The following is a 15,933-nucleotide window of genomic DNA, read 5'->3' on the forward strand; positions in this document are numbered from 1 at the left end:
AATCTTCCGAAAGCGGCTATCCATTACGTAGATTTACCCGATCATCGTAATCCCCAAAAAAGAAAAACCTCCCACCAAAAGGAAGGCAGGAGGAATTGAATAATCAACTTTCTCGCTTTCCCTTGGCTATCTCTCAGGATAACATTTAAAGGGTTGGACTCAAAATGTTCGTTACGTTTTTTCCTGTAGGAATACTTCTTCACTTCCATCCGTTTCTTCCAGGCACACAGAAACAATTTCCCTGCTGGAAGTCGGAACATTTTTGCCGACATAATCGGCCCTGATCGGCAGTTCCCGGTGCCCCCGGTCTACCAAAACGGCCAGTTGGATTTTCGATGGTCTTCCGAGATCGAGCAGTGCATCGAGCGCTGCTCTGACTGTACGGCCGGTAAACAAAACGTCATCGACCAAAATGACGATTTTCCCATCTAAGCTGAACGGCACTTTGGTCTCGTGCAACACAGGTTGAATATCGATCATACTCAGGTCGTCTCTATAAAGTGTGATATCAAGCAGCCCGAGAGGAACCGATACACCCTCAAATTCTGCAATCCTTTCCTTAATGCGTTCCGCCAAAGGCACTCCCCTCGTCCTTATCCCGATCAGGACAAGATCTTTCGTTCCTTGATTCTTCTCCAGGATTTCATGGGATATCCTGCTAATCGCTCTGCGGATCCCGTCCGCATCCATGATCCTGTTTTTTGGCGTACCTTCCATTTGAGTTCGCCTTCTTTCAAAAATAATAAAGCTGCCTGCAGGAGCAGACAGCTATACTTCACGTACAACATTTTATCTGCCTTACCTGCCTCACGGGACAATTTTAAAGGCAACTGATTCAATTTTATCATAATTAGTTTAGTGTACTATGCATCAAATGTCAATCGCTATTCTTTAGCTTTTCCAGAACGTCCCGAAATGATTCGGGTGGATCTGCCGTAAATGTCATCTTTTCTCCGGTCCGCGGATGAATGAAACTCAGTGTCTCGGCATGAAGAACCTGCCCGGTCAAGCCAAAAGGATTTTTCTTTGGCCCGTAAAGCGGGTCTCCCAGCACAGGGTGTTTCAAATATGCCATATGCACTCTGATCTGGTGGGTCCTTCCTGTATCCAACACCGCCTTGATCTCGGTAAAATGCATAAATCGTTCCAGAACATAATAGTGCGTCACCGCATTGCGGGAATTCTTAAAAACAACCGCCATTTTCTTACGATCCTTTGGATCTCTGCCAATGGGTGCATCCACAGTTCCCGACGGTTCCGACATTAATCCGTGAATGACAGCCCTGTAGCTTCGTCCGACACTGTGCTCTTTAATCTGATGGGCAAGATGATGATGCGCGTTATCCGTTTTGGCAACAACCAACAGCCCGGAAGTATCTTTGTCGATTCGGTGAATAATTCCCGGGCGGATGACACCATTAATCCCGGAGAGGTTTTGGCAGTGATACAGCAGTGCGTTGACCAGCGTTCCGCTCCACGCACCAGGAGCAGGATGCACCACCATGCCCTGGGGTTTATTGACGACGAGAAGATCATCGTCTTCATACACAATTTCCAGCGGTAATTCTTCAGGCAGAACATCCAGCTTCTGCGCAGGAGGAATACTGATCTCAATACGGTCTTCTTCCTGAACCCGGTAATTGGCCTTCTTAGGCTGGCTATTGACCAGCACGCGTTCCTGCTGGATAAGGTTTTGTATATAGCTTCTGCTCAGTGAGGTGCATTCCGCCAGCGCCGTATCCAGCCGCTGGCCGGGAGCTGCCTGAACAAACTGCCATTCCTCGCTGTCCGGCTCCTCAATAAAATGATCCTGCGTTTCTTCTTCAAAATAATGATTCGTCATTTGTATCCTCTTTCATTCGCATCAAAAGAATAATCAACAAGATACCGCCGATGACAATCATGCTGTCGGCGATATTAAAAATATAGGACCAGACCTTGAAATCAAGAAAATCAATCACTTTTCCGGTAAGCAATCGGTCCCAGAGATTACCGAGCGCTCCGCCCCCGATCAGACCCATGCTTACCCGCATAAGCCTTTGTCCCTGCGGCACTTTTCTTTGAAAATAGAACAGGGCGGCAAGAACAATTACAGAAACAGTGACCAGCACCCACTTTTGGCCCTGCAGCATGCCAAAGGCCGCACCGGGATTCAATATATATGTCAGATGGAAAAAGCCCGGGATAACGACCCGGCTTTCTCCCAGCGTCATATTGCTTTGAACGACCCATTTACTGAGACGGTCTAAGACTAAGACAACGATCAGTGTTACCCAGGTATATAAGAATGGCAAAAGGTTACCCTCCATCTAATGAATCATTAATCCTCAATGATCACCGTTCCGGTATCTCCGTTTTTAAGCCCCAGCGCATTCGCTTCATCGGTATCGATGTGCAGATCAAGTGCATAAGTTGATTTTACTCTGACCAGAACGTTATGAAGAATGCCGCCACGAGGTCCTTCAAAAAGCACTTTTACCATATCCTTATCCTTGATACCATACTGCAGCGCATCGTCTTCACTGGCATGGATATGACGCATCGCAGCAATGACTCCGCGTTCCAGACTTACTTTTTTATCTCCGGCTGAAATATCAATACCGGGTGTCCCTTCGGTATTGCCGGAATCTCTTGCCGAAATGTTTAATCCCATTTTAATCGCATCTGTCACAGCAAGTTCAATCTGGGTTTCATCACGGGCAGGCCCCAGGACACGGACTCCCTCAAGTTTCCCTTTGGGACCGATCAGTGTTACGGTCTCTTCAGCCGCAAACTGTCCGGGCTGACTCAAGTCTTTCTTTTTAGTAAGTGTACTGTTTTCACCAAAAAGCTGGTTGATATGTTCCTCCGAAAGATGAAGATGACGATTGGATATTCCAACCGGAACAGAAAATGTACGCATGATGTTCACTCCTCAATGTTTGTTTGAATGATTGCTCCATGGTCCATGATCGCAACAATTGCTTGTCAAGAAGCTTTCCGACATAAATGACCGCAATACTTTAATGTTTCTATTATAAACCAGATAGCTGCAGATATCCCGCACAGTACGTTCAAGATTCAAAAAAGACTTTTTTGTCTTCAAAGACTCCGATACCGGCAGACCTGGCATTGGGAACTAGAATTATTTTACCATATGAAGTCAAACCCCGCGACGGTACAGGAAGTGTAAAGGCGTTTAAATTGCCTTCACGGTGTCGAATACGTCATGGATGACATGGCATTCGGTTGAGAATACGGAAAACTCGTCTCAGGACGAGTTTTCTATTTGCGATATTCAATATCTCACTGCATTTGCTGGACGCTTCTTCCGTTCTAAATAATGAGCCTGGCAATAAGCGCATAAAGTGGCGCAAGAATCACACTTTTGATCAGCACGATGGCCAGGACAGCAAAAAACGGGGCAAAATCCACCATCATTGCCTGGTTACCAAGCCGTATTTTTCGAAAAGGCCTCAAAAGTGGTTCAGTGATATCGTAAATGATCCGAATAAATCTGTTGCTTGGCGAATGAGGTATCCAGGATAAAATACAGCGTATGATTACAAGCCATTCCAGGATCAGAAGGACCTTGTCGATAATTGCGTAACTCCAATAAAGAATCGTAATTCTGATTACCCCCCCAAGATTAATGCCTGTGGATGAATGCCTTCGGTTAATTGTTGATTTTAGGCCAGAGGATATCCCGCTCGGTCGTTTTGTAATTCAGCTCGCCGCTAATATCCACATTATTTGGGACAAACAGAAAAATACCATTGCCAACCTTCTGCATATTCCCACCTAAAGCATAGGTCGTACCGCTGATAAAATCAACGATCCGCTGGGACAAATGACCGTCGGTCCGTTCCAGGTTCAGAATAACTGATTTGCGGGCTTTAAGGTGTTCGGCGATTCCCTGGGCTTCCTCGAAAGAGACCGGCTCTACGACGATGACCCTTACCTGCTTTTGGGTGTGAATGCTGACCACAGAAGCCTGTTTTCTTTTCAGGGCATTGTCTTTGTATGTTTCCCTGCTGAAGGATTCGCTTGGAGCAGGTTCTCTGAGCGCATTATCTCTGAAACTGCTGTTTCTGGACTTTTCTGCTCTTCCGGAATACTCTTCTTCTAATTCTTCAGGTTCGAAATCGTCCTCATCGTCCCCAAAACCCATAATACCTATAAATTTGTCAAGTATCTTTGCCATTTTCATCCTCCATGATTTTAATTTTTCAATAAGTTTTATTTAAAATAATTAATTCCTGTGTCCAAAAATCGTGCTTCCGACCCGGACAATCGTAGTGCCCTCTTCGACCGCAGTTTCATAATCCTGGCTCATCCCCATCGACAAGTGGGGAAGCCCATTAGGCCCTCCGGCACCTTTCGTCAGTAAATCATCTCTGATCTCCCTGAGTTTCCGGAAATACCCTCTTGTTTCTTCGGGTCCGGCATTAAGGGCCCCAATCGTCATTAGTCCGTGAACAGTCACATAGGGGAAGTCGTGCACGCTATCCATAAAGTCCTGAAGTTCTTCGATCTCGAGACCGGCTTTGGCCTCATCCCTCGCAACATTGACCTGGACAAGCGTCTTCCATCTGATCTGGCGTTTTTCCCCTTCCAGATTCAGCTTCTCCAGCAGAGCAAAGCGATCCAGCGAATGAATTAGCGCGATGCTGTCGTCTAGGTATTTTACCTTATTCGTCTGCAGACGGCCAATGATATGCCACTGGCAATCCTGCGGCAGCAAGAGATGCTTGGTCTGCCACTCCTGTACTTTATTTTCCCCGAAAGCCCTTAAGCCTGCCCTGTATGCCTCCATGATCCTGTCTTCAGGTACTGTCTTGGATACGGCCAGAAGTGCGATATCTTTCGGGCTGCGGCCTGCTCTCGCAGCAGCTGCCGCAATTTTTTGCTGTACTTCCGAAATGTTATTGATTATACTCATTGGACTCCTGCCGCCTTTGTTGGCGTATGATCATTTATATGTTCTACATTTTCCTTGATTTCCCTGCTTCTTATGCAAGAAATGGCTTAATTTATTGATTTTTTTAAAATCATGACTTTACATACATGCCTTCAATGCCCTCTCTCGGGCTAACGACAACCTGAACGCCCTCTGGAAGGCCTTCGACACAGACTAAATTCTCGTTGCTGTCCTTGACAATGACACTCTGGTAGCGGATCACGCCATCCTCCAGGACATAGACTCCTTTTTCCTCACCGGAGGTGCACAAGGCACTGGCAGGAACGACCAAACCCTTGGTCGGGGACCGAAATCTCCAGACAATTTCGCGTATCCTGTTCTCCGTGGTCCCTTGCACATATTGACTAAAACGGATCACTGCTCCTCCGGGCTGCGCCGAAAGTTTCATGACCGTACCATAGCATTCTTCGTCATCAATCACAAACTCAACAACATCTCCAATAGCCAGGGAATCCTGGATCCCCAGATACACAAACACCCAGCTCGGATAGAGGTTGTTCACCATTTTGCCGATCGGGGAATGCAGACTGACCGTGGTATTCTGACTGTTATCCGCAGACTGACCGTTCCCCTGGGCAGTCTCTGTCTGCTCTGTTTCTGTCCGATCATTTTGCGTCTGGGCCAATAATCTGTCCAGATCCATATTCATCAGATTTTCCGGTGTCATGATCTGTTCCAGCCCGTCCCGCTGCGAATAAAACAGGCCCGAAACCGGTGCGCTTATCCATATTCCTGAGTCAGATTGCTCATGTCCTACTCCGGCAGGGATCACCCGGGCTACTGATTCACCCTTTTTAAATCTTCTTCCTTCCTCGCCAACCAGTACAACGGTTCCTTCAGCCGGCGCCGTCAGTACGGTTTCCGTATTGGCAAATACGGCCTTCACTGTTTTTTCGTGTTCTACAAGGCCCTGATGAACAGTCTCAAATGAAAGTGAGCCAGCAATCCACGATGACCGGTAATCCCAAAGGAATAGGCCGATTATAGACAAAACCAATATAATAAAAAATACATTAAATCTTTTTCTGGTTTTTTTAGCCATCATCATTCCTCTTACAAACAGTACTTATGAGAATCCAATATAAGCGGCCATCCTGCCGGTTATCCCTTCTCTCCTATAAGAAAAGAATTCTCCGGGATGACAGGATGTGCACATTTGAGCGGTCAATATATTCTCTGCGCGAATTCCGGCGGAGACCAACAACTGACGGTTTGCTTCCTGTAAATCCAGACTGTACTCACCCTGTGCCGTTTCCGAAAGCACGGAAGGTTCGTTCCATTTTTCTCGAAATATTGAAGCGACGGAATCTCCAACGACATAACAGCAGGGTCCGATGCAGGGGCCGATGGCGGCCAAACATTCTTCCGCATCAGCTCCGACTTGAATCATCTTGTTCACCATTTCTTGGACGATATTGGCCGTCGTTCCTCTCCAGCCGGCATGCGCAAGCCCGATGATTCTGCTGTGCGGATGGAAAAAGAAGACAGGCACACAATCCGCATAAAAACTAAGCAGTCCTACGTCCTGCGCCGTAATCATTCCGTCGCAGGACGGCAGCGCCGATACCAAGTCCTGCATACCCCTGCCCCGGTCTGTTTCTGCTACAAATCGAACAGCGGTACCGTGAACCTGTTCAGCGGCAACACAGTCTTCTGGTGAACGCCCTATTCCGGCCAGAAATATCCGTCTGTTATGTAAAACATCATCAATCGTATCACCGACATGCAAAGCCAGATTCAAAGAGGAATAAGGCGGGCTGCCGACGCCCCCGTCCCTGGTCGAGAACACGGCGGTTACTCCGTGAAGGGACCATTTAGGAATTGTCAGGTAAGCCAGTCCGCCGACCGTTTGTCTTTCCCATGCCATATGATTATACCTCATTGCAGTCAAACCTTAAATCATTTCTATCTATTATATCGAAAAAAACCTTTGAATACAGCTCTCTTACAATCTTTAGTTGATATTGATTAAATCCCTGCCGTCGACCAGGATTACATCAATACCGATCTTGATCACTTTTTCCCAAGGAACAAATACGTCGCCCGTCCTCCCACTGCCAAAAAAGCCTTTCCCCCGGGAGGAGGCCATGATAATGATGCCTTTCACAATCCCTTTTTCCAAATCCAGATCAAGGTCGATGACCGGCCCTAAGCGCCGCCCGTCCTCTATGTTGATAATATCGAGTACCCTCAATTCAGAGACTCTCATGGCAAAGCCCCTCCTCTCACTTACTATCATATGAGGAGGGGGTGCAATCATGACATATTTGAATTGAATTCAGACATGCTTGCGCATATACTTAAGAGCTGCCTTTTCCAGACGGGAAACCTGGGCTTGGGAGATCCCAATTTCGTCGGCCACTTCCATCTGGGTTTTGCCCTGGAAGAAGCGCAGCGAGATAATCTTCTTTTCCCTTTCTCCGAGTTTGCCCATACCTTCCTTGATCGAAATCGATTCCAGCCAAAGTTTGTCCGACTGTTTGTCATCACCGATCTGATCCATGACAAAAATTGGATCGCCACCATCATGATAGATCGGTTCAAAAAGCGACACAGGTTCCTGGATCGCATCGAGCGCAAAAATAACATCTTCATGGGAGATTTCCAGTTTCTCGGCAATCTCATTGATTGTCGGCTCCCGCGAGCACTCGGACGCCAGCTTGTCCCGAACCTGTAGGGCTTTATAAGCGATATCCCGTAAAGATCTGCTGACTCTGATCGGATTGTTATCCCTTAAATAGCGCCGTATCTCCCCAATAATCATTGGGACAGCGTAGGTAGAAAACTTGACGTTCTGACCAAGATCAAAATTGTCGATCGCCTTCATCAGGCCAATACAGCCTACCTGAAAAAGGTCGTCCACATGCTCCCCTCTATTGCTGAACCGCTGAATCACGCTGAGCACCAGCCGAAGATTTCCCCGGACTAGCTGTTCGCGGGCCGACTTGTCCCCAGCCTGAAATTTCAAAAACAGTTCTTTCATCTTGGCACCACTTAAGACGGGCAGTTTGGACGTATTCACCCCGCAGATCTCAACCTTGTTTAAGACCATTAAAATACCCTCCAGATGTGGTTTTTCATGGTTATTCTCTGGAGAGTATGCCCTAACCGCAGACAAGTTATTCCAAATCGTTATTCCAGCCGGACAAATTCTTTCCGCAGTCTGCGTATGATGCGCTTTTCGAGTCTAGATATGTATGATTGCGAGATTCCGAGGCGGTCAGCCACCTCCTTTTGCGTCTTTTCTTCGCATCCGCCCATGCCAAATCTGAGCTCCATAATCAGCTTTTCCCGCTCACTCAGACTGCCCATTGCGAGGTCCAGCAGCTGCCTGTCGACCTCCTCTTCGATCGGGCGCGAGATGATATCGTTCTCGGTTCCCAGTACATCGGACAGAAGCAGCTCATTGCCGTCCCAGTCGATATTCAGAGGTTCATCGAAAGAAACCTCTGTCCTTATTTTATTATTTCTGCGCAGATACATCAGAATTTCATTTTCAATACAACGGGAAGCGTAAGTGGCCAGCTTGATTTTCTTGGCGGGATCAAAGGTATTGACCGCTTTAATCAAACCGATCGTCCCAATCGAAACCAAATCCTCGATACCGATTCCAGTGTTCTCAAATTTGCGGGAGATATAAACAACCAGTCTTAGGTTGCGCTCGATCAGCATATCTTTCACCGAAAGGTCCCCATGCTCGAGTCTCGTGATCAGATACTCCTCTTCTTCCAGGCGCAGCGGGGGTGGCAGGGCTTCGCTGCTGCCGACATAAAAGACCTCCCTTACCCGATGCAGTTTCAGGGACAAAAAAATTAATTTTTTCTTAAATGCCAACATTACTGCCCTATAGTACTGTTTGATGCGGTTCATCAGGCGATCTCCTCCTTGCCAACTGGCATTTGAATATGTTCCGGATGCAGCAGGGCCACAAATTTACCTTCCGAATTCAGACCATGCGGGACCAAGGCGGCGGTAACGGCATGTTCCCATACTTTTTCCCCCTGACGGATCTTAACAGATCCGAGCCGGATTCCCGGCAGCCAGGTTTGGCCATTGATTCCCCTGGCGGAGATGAACACCATTTTTTGTATACAGGGGTCTTCACTGTTCCAGATATAAGTCCAGGGGTTGGCACTCTCCCTCCAGGGCATAAGCAGAAACCTTTGAATTTCTTCCGGTAGGGCCTGGGCCACAGCTTTTTCTTCCACGACCATCACAGGTGTCCCGGTCAGCGGGTCCCGCAGTTCGTTTCCGGTATCCAGCAGTGCCTTAATCTGTGCCTGCCGGCCATTCTCAAAAGACAGCTCAACCTCGTAGCACACATTGTCGAGAAATAACGTCGTTTTTTGGATTTTCTCCCAGACCCGGCATCCTGCGGTCAGAATCAGGGCAATCACAGGCAGGACCCATAAATCCTTTAAAGCCAGCCCTGTGCCTTTCAACCCAAGCCAACCCGCCAGCGCATAATAGATTCCGGCGCTTAAGGATGCCAGAAGGCTGAAATACAGGAGTCCTTTAGCCAGATCAGGGATTGTTTTGGTCTTTAAAGCCACTGCGACCATGCCGACAGGAATCAGGATTCTGGAAACAGCAATGACCAACGAGGGACCAAAGATGATGAATACAATTGGCAGCTCGCCAAGAAGAACTGCTCCCAGTAGATTTCGAACCTGAATCTTTTTTCGAAGCAGATGGGCCGTAAAAACCAACAAAAAAGCATCCATAGCCCCATTGATGAACAGAATAATATCCAGGTAGACCATACCCGAAATCCTTTCTGCGCGAAGTCATTTCATTAACAAATTATACCTCTGCACAGAGAGAAATCCTGTCGCTTTACGTGGGCTTGGGATGCGATTTTTTTGGCTAAGGGAATACAGATTATGGGGGATATTTGGTTATTTTTTCTTTTCCGGGGTATCAGCCTTGCCCAGAGCACCCCGCTTGCACGTTCTCGCAGCTGCTCGCTCTAATCTAATCCTCGCTGACGTGCCAAAACCTCAGGAATTCAATGTATGTGGTCGCTAAATTAACCGCCAGCATATTGGTGGTAGTTCGTTAAATATTAACGTTTGTAGAAACTACATTGTCCTGCGGCGGATTACCTGATTTAAAGCTGTAAAGGTCTGCGGTCCTGCAACACCATCTGGGATAAGTCCATTATCTCTTTGGAAAGCAATCACAGCTTCCCTGGTCTTAGACCCGAATACTCCATCAGCCATTCCTGGGTCATAACCGAGTTCTTTAAGGATTGACTGCAGTGTAGCAACTTCCGGACCTCGGGAACCGACTTTGAGAAAAGCAGGTTCAGTAAGGGTTCTGTTCAAAGCAGCTGTCGTTACCGGACCTACAATTCCGTCCCGTACCAGCCCGTTATTTTGCTGAAAGGCCATTACTGTTGATTGGGTACGGGGACCAAAAATACCATCTGGAGTTCCAGGGTCATAGCCCAGTTCAATCAGCGCAATTTGCAGCTGTCTGACATCATTACCACGCATCCCCAGCTTGAGAGTTCTAGTTAGCCGAAGGCTCATTGAAGCTACCCCCTCGATGTTAATTATCCTTATATTTTCTAGTAAGTTCTGGGCATTATTTTTTTATAAGCTTACCACCATCTTATGTTTTCTTAGGGCGACTATGTGAAAAAGACCTGCCCCAAAATTCCCAAGCGCTTGGAAGCTCTTCGGTTATCAAAAAAAATACATGGCGGTGCCGCAAAGCTACAAAAAAGTAGTTATGCAACACCGCCTTCTTTTATCGTGAATGAAAAGCCAGTAAAATTTTAGGACCTCTGTTTAAAATCCCAGATTTGAAGTTTTGCTTTTTTTAACAGGCATAAACACGGAGAGGAAGGATAGAGCCAAGCATATAGCTCCAGCCGACAATAACGATGTCATTGGTTTAATCATATTGCTGCCGGCAAAATAGAAGAAATCCCGCATCACCTCTACGCCAAAGCGTAAAGGCATCCAGGAATATAACCAAAACTTTGACGCAGAGGAAAGCATTTCATAAGGCAGAGAAATCATTGGCAGCCCAAAAAAGAATATCAGCATGACAAGTACAATTCCCTGAGCACCTAATCCGTTTACCAGCATTGACTGCATTAGGAAAAAACTGAAGCTTATCAGTGTAAAATATAAACAGAACTCAAAACTGTTCGGAATCGTCATTTTCAATAAGCCGTTTCCAACAATCAAGATAACCAACGAAGCAATGAAGCAAAACGCAATGGCACAAACGATCTGTATTCCAATCGTAAGCGCCTTTTCCGTTTTTTTAGTTGGCTCAACTTTCTTTATTACAAAAAAGAGGAGTATGGATGATGTTAAGCCGGTCATCCAAGCCAACATTGTGACAGAAACAGGTGCATTGCCATTGGCACTGTGATCGGGAATAACGTTAACTTTGTCAATTGTAAAACTTACGAGCGTATTCTGCTGCAGACTTTGCATCATTTGCCTCTGCGCTTGCATTGCTGCGGCTTGGGCGGAAGCCGTTTGACTGGTTTGCTTTGACGGGCTTTGGCCGATCTCCGGAGTTTGTTTAGTCGCGCTGGCTAGCTGAGCTGCTAGCTGTGTTCTTAATTTGTCATTGATACCCGTCTCCATTTTTTCCATAACCTGCGTCAAAACATTGGCTACGGTTTGACTCATTCCGTTATTGATATATACCTCAACTTCACCAGGCGTCTGGTTTGCACTTGTGACAGACATCACCTTTTTACTAAAGTCCTTTGGAATAATCAGAGCACCATAATATTTCTGATCATTCATTGCATCCATCGCCTCATTTTTGTCAGTGAGAATCGTCCACTTAAAGGCTGAGTTGTCCTGGCCGCCGATTGATGTCATTACCGAGTCTACTATTTTTTGCCCAAAATTCAATTCTACTCCGGACTGCAAGGCTACTCCCTCATCCTGCAAAACTAAAGCCATAGGCGCACCTTTCAATTCAGCATTAATCGTTGATCCTAAAAGTGCAATTGTCAGCACCGATGCAAATAGAATCACCACTGCTAATCCAATCCACAATATTTTTTGTTTTAAAATACCAACAATAATCTCCATTATCTCAACCCTTTCCCTATTTTCTTTTTTAGGCTGTAATCTTGGGCTATGTAATTCACCCACACCGCTATTGAAATCAACACAGTGTTGATTTATTATAAAAATATCATAGAAGGTTACCGTGATCAATCAACAGATCATTTGGAAATGTTTATATTTCCACGTATCTCCCTAATTGTTACATAGGAGTGATTTTTATGACGAGAATCGCTGGTCCAAAAAAGTCCATTCAGACAAAACGCATTTTCATGGATGCTTTCATTGCGTTAAATCATGATAAAATGATCGATAAAATGAGTATTAAGGAGCTTTGCAATCGAGTCGGGTTAAATAGGGGAACATTCTATCTTCATTTCCAGGATATTTATGATTTACGTGAGCAAATTGAAAACGAGTTGCTGAATGGTATGAAAGAAATTTTTCTTGAGTTTAGCAAAGATATCATTATAATAAGAGACCCTCATATAGCAAGAAATGCCTTCAGCAGTATACTTGCCTATATCCAAAAGCATCACTTGTATTTTGAAGCCCTTCTCGGCCCAACCGGTGACATTTCGTTTATTAATAAAATCAAAGATTATGTAAAGCTTGTGCTCCTTGATAATTTATTATTACGCGATAAGGAAAAAAACATAAATAAAGACCATTACAGATTAATTTTAGAATATGGTCTATCGGCAAATGTCGGTATTATTATATATTGGATAAAAAACGGTATGAAAATACCCATAGATGAACTGGTTACCTTATATAACGAACTAATGTTTAATGGCTTGGCTCAAGGTATTTTAACCCCCAATATTCCCTCCTGAATTCTGAAGGAAATATAATAGGTTATGAAGCACATGGTAATCAATGACATGTACTATTTTTTTGAATTTTTTATAGTTCAAACTTAGCTAAGGTTCATATAATAATATGAACAGTGATCAGGCAAAGATGAGAGGGGGCGAGGCCACCGGCAAATCCTGATTGCCGTCAGCCTGCCCCCTCTCTTAATCTTTTATGCCGGTACTGCCCGTTTACGCTTGTGGAGGATCATGAAGGTCATTGTCCATTGTTTCGATGACCTTTATATCCTTTGTTAATTCGCTCATACATACTATACTTAGCTTGTTCAAAGGTTCTAAAAGAATCAGGAATGAACTCTAAGCGGTTTCTTGGGGGGCGGCCACTCTTTAATCGTCTCTGCCATGTATTCAATCAGCCGGTTGGCCTCTTTTCTTTTTTCTTCTTTCAGGTTCGGATCGATATGCGCCAGATTGGTGAGCGCTGTCGTCAGATCGAAGAAGGTATCGGCAATTGTTTTGCAGCAAGTGTCGCACTTTTCTACATACTTGATATGAGCGTCGGGGTCATATTCGGTTTTAAGGTTGTGGGTCGGCAGGGCGGGTTGACCGGCAGAAGGGGCCATACCGAAAGAAGGGGCTTCTGCTTTCTCAGGATTCGTTGGCACTGACGCAGCCTTAGCCTGCTCCTTTTTTAATTCGGAGATGGTGCTGTCGATCGTCTCCAGCCCTTTTTTGAGTACTTGATTCACCTGAAGAGCCTGGTCCTTTTCCTGAAGCGCCTGTTCCTTCGCCTGATTAGCCTGATCTCTGTCCCTAAGCGCCTGCTGCAGCTCCTGTTTCGTCATACTGCCGACGTTATTGTGCGCGATAAATTCCTCCCGCTCCTCTTCTGGTAAACCTAGCAGGAGGAGGGCCTGGGTGTAGGTCAAAATCGACACTGGTGTCGATTTTGACCTGTCGGATCCGTCAGAAAATTTAGGCCCGTATTCCTCATAGAGCTTGATCAGTCTTTCGGCAGTTTTCTGGGAATAACTTACAGACTCTGCCAGCCACTTACCCCATTCCCCGTGTTTGACCAGATCCTTGGCTTCCAGCAAACGACGGCCGATTTCAATAGCGCTGGCAAGTACTATTTTTTTGGTTTGGCAGGTTATCATATTTATTTCAGCCGCTATGACAAGCGGCGTGCGTTCGCCGGTCGAGTTATCCATCCCGCCCACCCTTTCATTATGAGTCCAACTACAGCATATGCAGATGGGCTTCGGATGGTGAGGGCTTGGCTTTTATTAAAAGATAGGTGTATGGCCTTACCAGCACTGTTCATGAGAAAGGGAATGTAACGAAAACTTTAGTTTCGATGCGTCCCCTCATATGATCTTTATGCTGATTCCTTCAAATATTGCAGACTTGGAATAAGCCCAGAGGTTTCAAAATGTTAGCGAGGCTGCGACAGCCCATGAAAAAGTTAAAGACAAAGCTAAAGACGCCCAAATAAGACGCCTTCAGCATTGAATAGAACCAACTTTTATGCTTAAAAGTTGATGTTATCTTTTATATTTCAGGAAATTCGGGATATCCACGTGATCCTTGAATGGATTATAGTCTTCCATCTTGGTTATCTCCTGCGGGTTCTTTACTTTTTTGACAAAGCTGGACCGCTGGTCAAAGCCTGTGGCGATGACCGTTACCCGGACATCATCTTTTAGGTTTTCATCAATGACTGCACCGAAGATAATGTTGGCCTCCTGATCGGCTGCTTCACCGACAATCTCGGAAGCTTCGTTGACTTCAAGCAGGGTCAGGCTTGGACCGCCGGTGATATTCAGCAGAACACCCTTCGCACCTTCAATCGAGGTTTCAAGCAGCGGACTCGAAATTGCCTTACGGGCGGCGTCGACCGCTCTGTTTTCTCCGGAAGCCTGTCCAATACCCATCAGTGCCGAACCGGTATCGGACATGATGGTCTTGACATCGGCAAAGTCAAGGTTGATAAGTCCCGGAATAGTGATCAGGTTGGAAATCCCCTGTACGCCTTGCAGCAGTACGTCATCCGCAATGCTGAAGGCTTCCTGGACCGTCGTATGTTTATCGACAACCTGCAAGAGTCTGTCATTTGGAATGGTAATCAGCGTATCAACCTTTTCCTTCAGTTCAAGGATTCCTCTTTCAGCCTGCATGGCTCTTTTGCGTCCCTCGAACGAGAAAGGCCTTGTAACAACGCCGACAGTCAGGGCTCCAATTTCCCTGGCGATCTCGGCAACAACGGGAGCGGCTCCCGTTCCTGTTCCCCCTCCCATACCGGCGGCAACAAAAACCATATCGGCACCGAGCAGCGCTTTGGCAATCTCGTCACGGCTCTCTTCAGCCGCACTGTGACCGATTTCCGGATTAGCTCCTGCACCGAGTCCTTTGGTGAGTTTAATGCCGATTTGTATTTTTTCAGCTGCCCTGGACATTTGAAGCGCCTGAGCATCTGTATTCAGCCCGATGAACTCTACTCCTTTAAGACCAACGGAAATCATTCTGTTTACGGCATTGTTTCCGCCGCCGCCCACTCCTATTACCTTGATCCGTGCAAACTGCATCTCATCACTAATGAATTCGAGCATCTTTTCCCCTGCCTCTCCTTATTCTAGTCCTCATCTATTGGTTATGTTTTTCCGATGCAAACGGTTAATAGTCAACCCAACTATATGAGTTCGAGATGAGAAACTATTACTCCTCTTTTTCCGTCATAATATTTAAATTTTTTTGGTTCCAATCAAGTTTTATGATATTTATTAATGATATGCCGGCGAATAATACTGATGTTTTGGAATAATCTGGTGCCAAAGGCCACCACGGCAGCAAGATACAGGTCGACGCCTATTCTGTCCCCGATAAATGCCAGCAGGCTGGCCATAATGATATTGACAATAAAACCGCTGAGAAAGATTGTACTGTCAAAATGATCTTCCTGATAGGACCTTATACCGCCCATGACTGAGTCCAGTGCGCCTAAAATCGCCACTGAAAAGTATTTGGTATAATCAACCGGAATACTAAACGGACTTACAAACCCAATGAACAGTCCAATAATTAATCCGAAAACCGGCAGCAGCCACATGATCTA

At 45.9% G+C, this 15,933-nt stretch carries 19 protein-coding genes; 1 reads left to right on the forward strand and 18 read right to left on the reverse strand.

Annotated features, from left to right (window positions below; genetic code table 11):
- Window positions 1-171: 171 nt before the first annotated feature.
- The 15 genes from pyrR to DHBDCA_RS07125 all read right to left on the reverse strand — a co-directional run bounded on the left by pyrR (window position 172) and on the right by DHBDCA_RS07125 (window position 12,030).
- Window positions 172-717: a bifunctional pyr operon transcriptional regulator/uracil phosphoribosyltransferase PyrR gene (gene pyrR / locus DHBDCA_RS07060; RefSeq protein WP_015043518.1), complete on the reverse strand. Its 546-nt coding sequence runs from the start codon at window positions 715-717 to the stop codon at window positions 172-174.
- Window positions 718-877: 160 nt separating this feature from the next.
- Window positions 878-1,843: an RluA family pseudouridine synthase gene (locus DHBDCA_RS07065; RefSeq protein WP_015043519.1), complete on the reverse strand. Its 966-nt coding sequence runs from the start codon at window positions 1,841-1,843 to the stop codon at window positions 878-880.
- Window positions 1,824-2,294 (reverse strand): signal peptidase II, encoded by a 471-nt coding sequence (gene lspA / locus DHBDCA_RS07070; protein WP_015043520.1) that lies wholly within the window; start codon window positions 2,292-2,294, stop codon window positions 1,824-1,826. Before lspA ends, DHBDCA_RS07065 begins: the two co-directional genes overlap by 20 nt.
- A 26-nt stretch (window positions 2,295-2,320) precedes the next feature.
- Entirely contained in the window at window positions 2,321-2,902 is a 582-nt protein-coding gene (locus tag DHBDCA_RS07075; RefSeq protein ID WP_015043521.1) for a phosphate propanoyltransferase, read from the reverse strand.
- Window positions 2,903-3,315: 413 nt separating this feature from the next.
- Window positions 3,316-3,705 (reverse strand): YggT family protein, encoded by a 390-nt coding sequence (locus DHBDCA_RS15945; RefSeq protein WP_343205475.1) that lies wholly within the window; start codon window positions 3,703-3,705, stop codon window positions 3,316-3,318.
- Window positions 3,656-4,183: a cell division protein SepF gene (locus DHBDCA_RS07080; RefSeq protein WP_015043523.1), complete on the reverse strand. Its 528-nt coding sequence runs from the start codon at window positions 4,181-4,183 to the stop codon at window positions 3,656-3,658. The genes DHBDCA_RS15945 and DHBDCA_RS07080 overlap by 50 nt, the downstream gene beginning before the upstream one ends.
- 48 nt (window positions 4,184-4,231) lie before the next feature.
- The gene (locus DHBDCA_RS07085) at window positions 4,232-4,921 is read right to left on the reverse strand and encodes a YggS family pyridoxal phosphate-dependent enzyme (protein ID WP_015043524.1); all 690 of its coding nucleotides are present in this window, start codon (window positions 4,919-4,921) and stop codon (window positions 4,232-4,234) included.
- Window positions 4,922-5,030: 109 nt separating this feature from the next.
- Entirely contained in the window at window positions 5,031-6,008 is a 978-nt protein-coding gene (locus DHBDCA_RS07090; protein WP_242824993.1) for an HlyD family efflux transporter periplasmic adaptor subunit, read from the reverse strand.
- Window positions 6,009-6,026: 18 nt separating this feature from the next.
- Window positions 6,027-6,827 (reverse strand): peptidoglycan editing factor PgeF, encoded by an 801-nt coding sequence (pgeF, locus tag DHBDCA_RS07095; protein ID WP_015043526.1) that lies wholly within the window; start codon window positions 6,825-6,827, stop codon window positions 6,027-6,029.
- Window positions 6,828-6,914: 87 nt separating this feature from the next.
- Complete coding sequence (locus DHBDCA_RS07100; RefSeq protein WP_015043527.1) at window positions 6,915-7,169, reverse strand: YlmC/YmxH family sporulation protein; 255 nt, start codon at window positions 7,167-7,169, stop codon at window positions 6,915-6,917.
- Between the two features lie 69 nt (window positions 7,170-7,238).
- The gene (gene sigG, locus DHBDCA_RS07105; RefSeq protein ID WP_015043528.1) at window positions 7,239-8,012 is read right to left on the reverse strand and encodes an RNA polymerase sporulation sigma factor SigG; all 774 of its coding nucleotides are present in this window, start codon (window positions 8,010-8,012) and stop codon (window positions 7,239-7,241) included.
- Window positions 8,013-8,092: 80 nt separating this feature from the next.
- Window positions 8,093-8,797, reverse strand: a complete 705-nt coding sequence (sigE, locus tag DHBDCA_RS07110) for an RNA polymerase sporulation sigma factor SigE (RefSeq protein ID WP_242825012.1) — start codon at window positions 8,795-8,797, stop codon at window positions 8,093-8,095.
- A 32-nt stretch (window positions 8,798-8,829) separates the two neighbouring features.
- The gene (locus DHBDCA_RS07115; protein WP_015043530.1) at window positions 8,830-9,723 is read right to left on the reverse strand and encodes a sigma-E processing peptidase SpoIIGA; all 894 of its coding nucleotides are present in this window, start codon (window positions 9,721-9,723) and stop codon (window positions 8,830-8,832) included.
- Between the two features lie 318 nt (window positions 9,724-10,041).
- Complete coding sequence (locus tag DHBDCA_RS07120) at window positions 10,042-10,494, reverse strand: peptidoglycan-binding domain-containing protein (RefSeq protein ID WP_242824994.1); 453 nt, start codon at window positions 10,492-10,494, stop codon at window positions 10,042-10,044.
- A 261-nt stretch (window positions 10,495-10,755) separates the two neighbouring features.
- The gene (locus DHBDCA_RS07125) at window positions 10,756-12,030 is read right to left on the reverse strand and encodes a YhgE/Pip domain-containing protein (RefSeq protein WP_021315256.1); all 1,275 of its coding nucleotides are present in this window, start codon (window positions 12,028-12,030) and stop codon (window positions 10,756-10,758) included.
- Between the two features lie 197 nt (window positions 12,031-12,227).
- On the opposite strand from DHBDCA_RS07125, the gene DHBDCA_RS07130 reads away from it, so the two are divergent.
- A complete protein-coding gene (locus DHBDCA_RS07130; RefSeq protein ID WP_015043534.1) occupies window positions 12,228-12,842 on the forward strand; it encodes a TetR/AcrR family transcriptional regulator in 615 nt (204 codons plus the stop codon).
- 323 nt (window positions 12,843-13,165) lie between these two features.
- Here the strand turns inward: DHBDCA_RS07130 and DHBDCA_RS07135 are convergent, their stop codons facing one another.
- The 3 genes from DHBDCA_RS07135 to DHBDCA_RS07145 form a co-directional block, all read right to left on the reverse strand.
- The gene (locus tag DHBDCA_RS07135) at window positions 13,166-14,032 is read right to left on the reverse strand and encodes a DUF3102 domain-containing protein (RefSeq protein WP_015043535.1); all 867 of its coding nucleotides are present in this window, start codon (window positions 14,030-14,032) and stop codon (window positions 13,166-13,168) included.
- A 333-nt stretch (window positions 14,033-14,365) separates the two neighbouring features.
- Window positions 14,366-15,430: a cell division protein FtsZ gene (ftsZ, locus tag DHBDCA_RS07140; protein WP_015045315.1), complete on the reverse strand. Its 1,065-nt coding sequence runs from the start codon at window positions 15,428-15,430 to the stop codon at window positions 14,366-14,368.
- Between the two features lie 152 nt (window positions 15,431-15,582).
- Entirely contained in the window at window positions 15,583-15,927 is a 345-nt protein-coding gene (locus tag DHBDCA_RS07145) for a small basic family protein (RefSeq protein ID WP_015043537.1), read from the reverse strand.
- Window positions 15,928-15,933: the final 6 nt, after the last annotated feature.

This window comes from Dehalobacter sp. DCA (assembly GCF_000305775.1).
Classification (GTDB): domain Bacteria; phylum Bacillota; class Desulfitobacteriia; order Desulfitobacteriales; family Syntrophobotulaceae; genus Dehalobacter; species Dehalobacter alkaniphilus.

Excerpts from the sequence above, each read along its gene's own strand:
- pyrR (WP_015043518.1), bottom strand. The coding sequence starts at position 717 with ATGGAAGGTACGCCAAAAAACAGGATCATGGATGCGGACGGGATCCGC.
- DHBDCA_RS07135 (WP_015043535.1), bottom strand. The coding sequence starts at position 14,032 with ATGGATAACTCGACCGGCGAACGCACGCCGCTTGTCATAGCGGCTGAA.
- DHBDCA_RS07090 (WP_242824993.1), bottom strand. The coding sequence starts at position 6,008 with ATGATGATGGCTAAAAAAACCAGAAAAAGATTTAATGTATTTTTTATT.
- DHBDCA_RS07075 (WP_015043521.1), bottom strand. The coding sequence starts at position 2,902 with ATGCGTACATTTTCTGTTCCGGTTGGAATATCCAATCGTCATCTTCAT.
- DHBDCA_RS07115 (WP_015043530.1), bottom strand. The coding sequence starts at position 9,723 with ATGGTCTACCTGGATATTATTCTGTTCATCAATGGGGCTATGGATGCT.
- pgeF (WP_015043526.1), bottom strand. The coding sequence starts at position 6,827 with ATGGCATGGGAAAGACAAACGGTCGGCGGACTGGCTTACCTGACAATT.
- DHBDCA_RS07120 (WP_242824994.1), bottom strand. The coding sequence starts at position 10,494 with ATGAGCCTTCGGCTAACTAGAACTCTCAAGCTGGGGATGCGTGGTAAT.
- sigE (WP_242825012.1), bottom strand. The coding sequence starts at position 8,797 with ATGTTGGCATTTAAGAAAAAATTAATTTTTTTGTCCCTGAAACTGCAT.
- DHBDCA_RS07130 (WP_015043534.1), top strand. The coding sequence starts at position 12,228 with ATGACGAGAATCGCTGGTCCAAAAAAGTCCATTCAGACAAAACGCATT.
- DHBDCA_RS07065 (WP_015043519.1), bottom strand. The coding sequence starts at position 1,843 with ATGACGAATCATTATTTTGAAGAAGAAACGCAGGATCATTTTATTGAG.
- DHBDCA_RS07085 (WP_015043524.1), bottom strand. The coding sequence starts at position 4,921 with ATGAGTATAATCAATAACATTTCGGAAGTACAGCAAAAAATTGCGGCA.
- DHBDCA_RS07145 (WP_015043537.1), bottom strand. The coding sequence starts at position 15,927 with ATGTGGCTGCTGCCGGTTTTCGGATTAATTATTGGACTGTTCATTGGG.
- DHBDCA_RS07125 (WP_021315256.1), bottom strand. The coding sequence starts at position 12,030 with ATGGAGATTATTGTTGGTATTTTAAAACAAAAAATATTGTGGATTGGA.
- sigG (WP_015043528.1), bottom strand. The coding sequence starts at position 8,012 with ATGGTCTTAAACAAGGTTGAGATCTGCGGGGTGAATACGTCCAAACTG.
- ftsZ (WP_015045315.1), bottom strand. The coding sequence starts at position 15,430 with ATGCTCGAATTCATTAGTGATGAGATGCAGTTTGCACGGATCAAGGTA.
- DHBDCA_RS07100 (WP_015043527.1), bottom strand. The coding sequence starts at position 7,169 with ATGAGAGTCTCTGAATTGAGGGTACTCGATATTATCAACATAGAGGAC.
- DHBDCA_RS07080 (WP_015043523.1), bottom strand. The coding sequence starts at position 4,183 with ATGGCAAAGATACTTGACAAATTTATAGGTATTATGGGTTTTGGGGAC.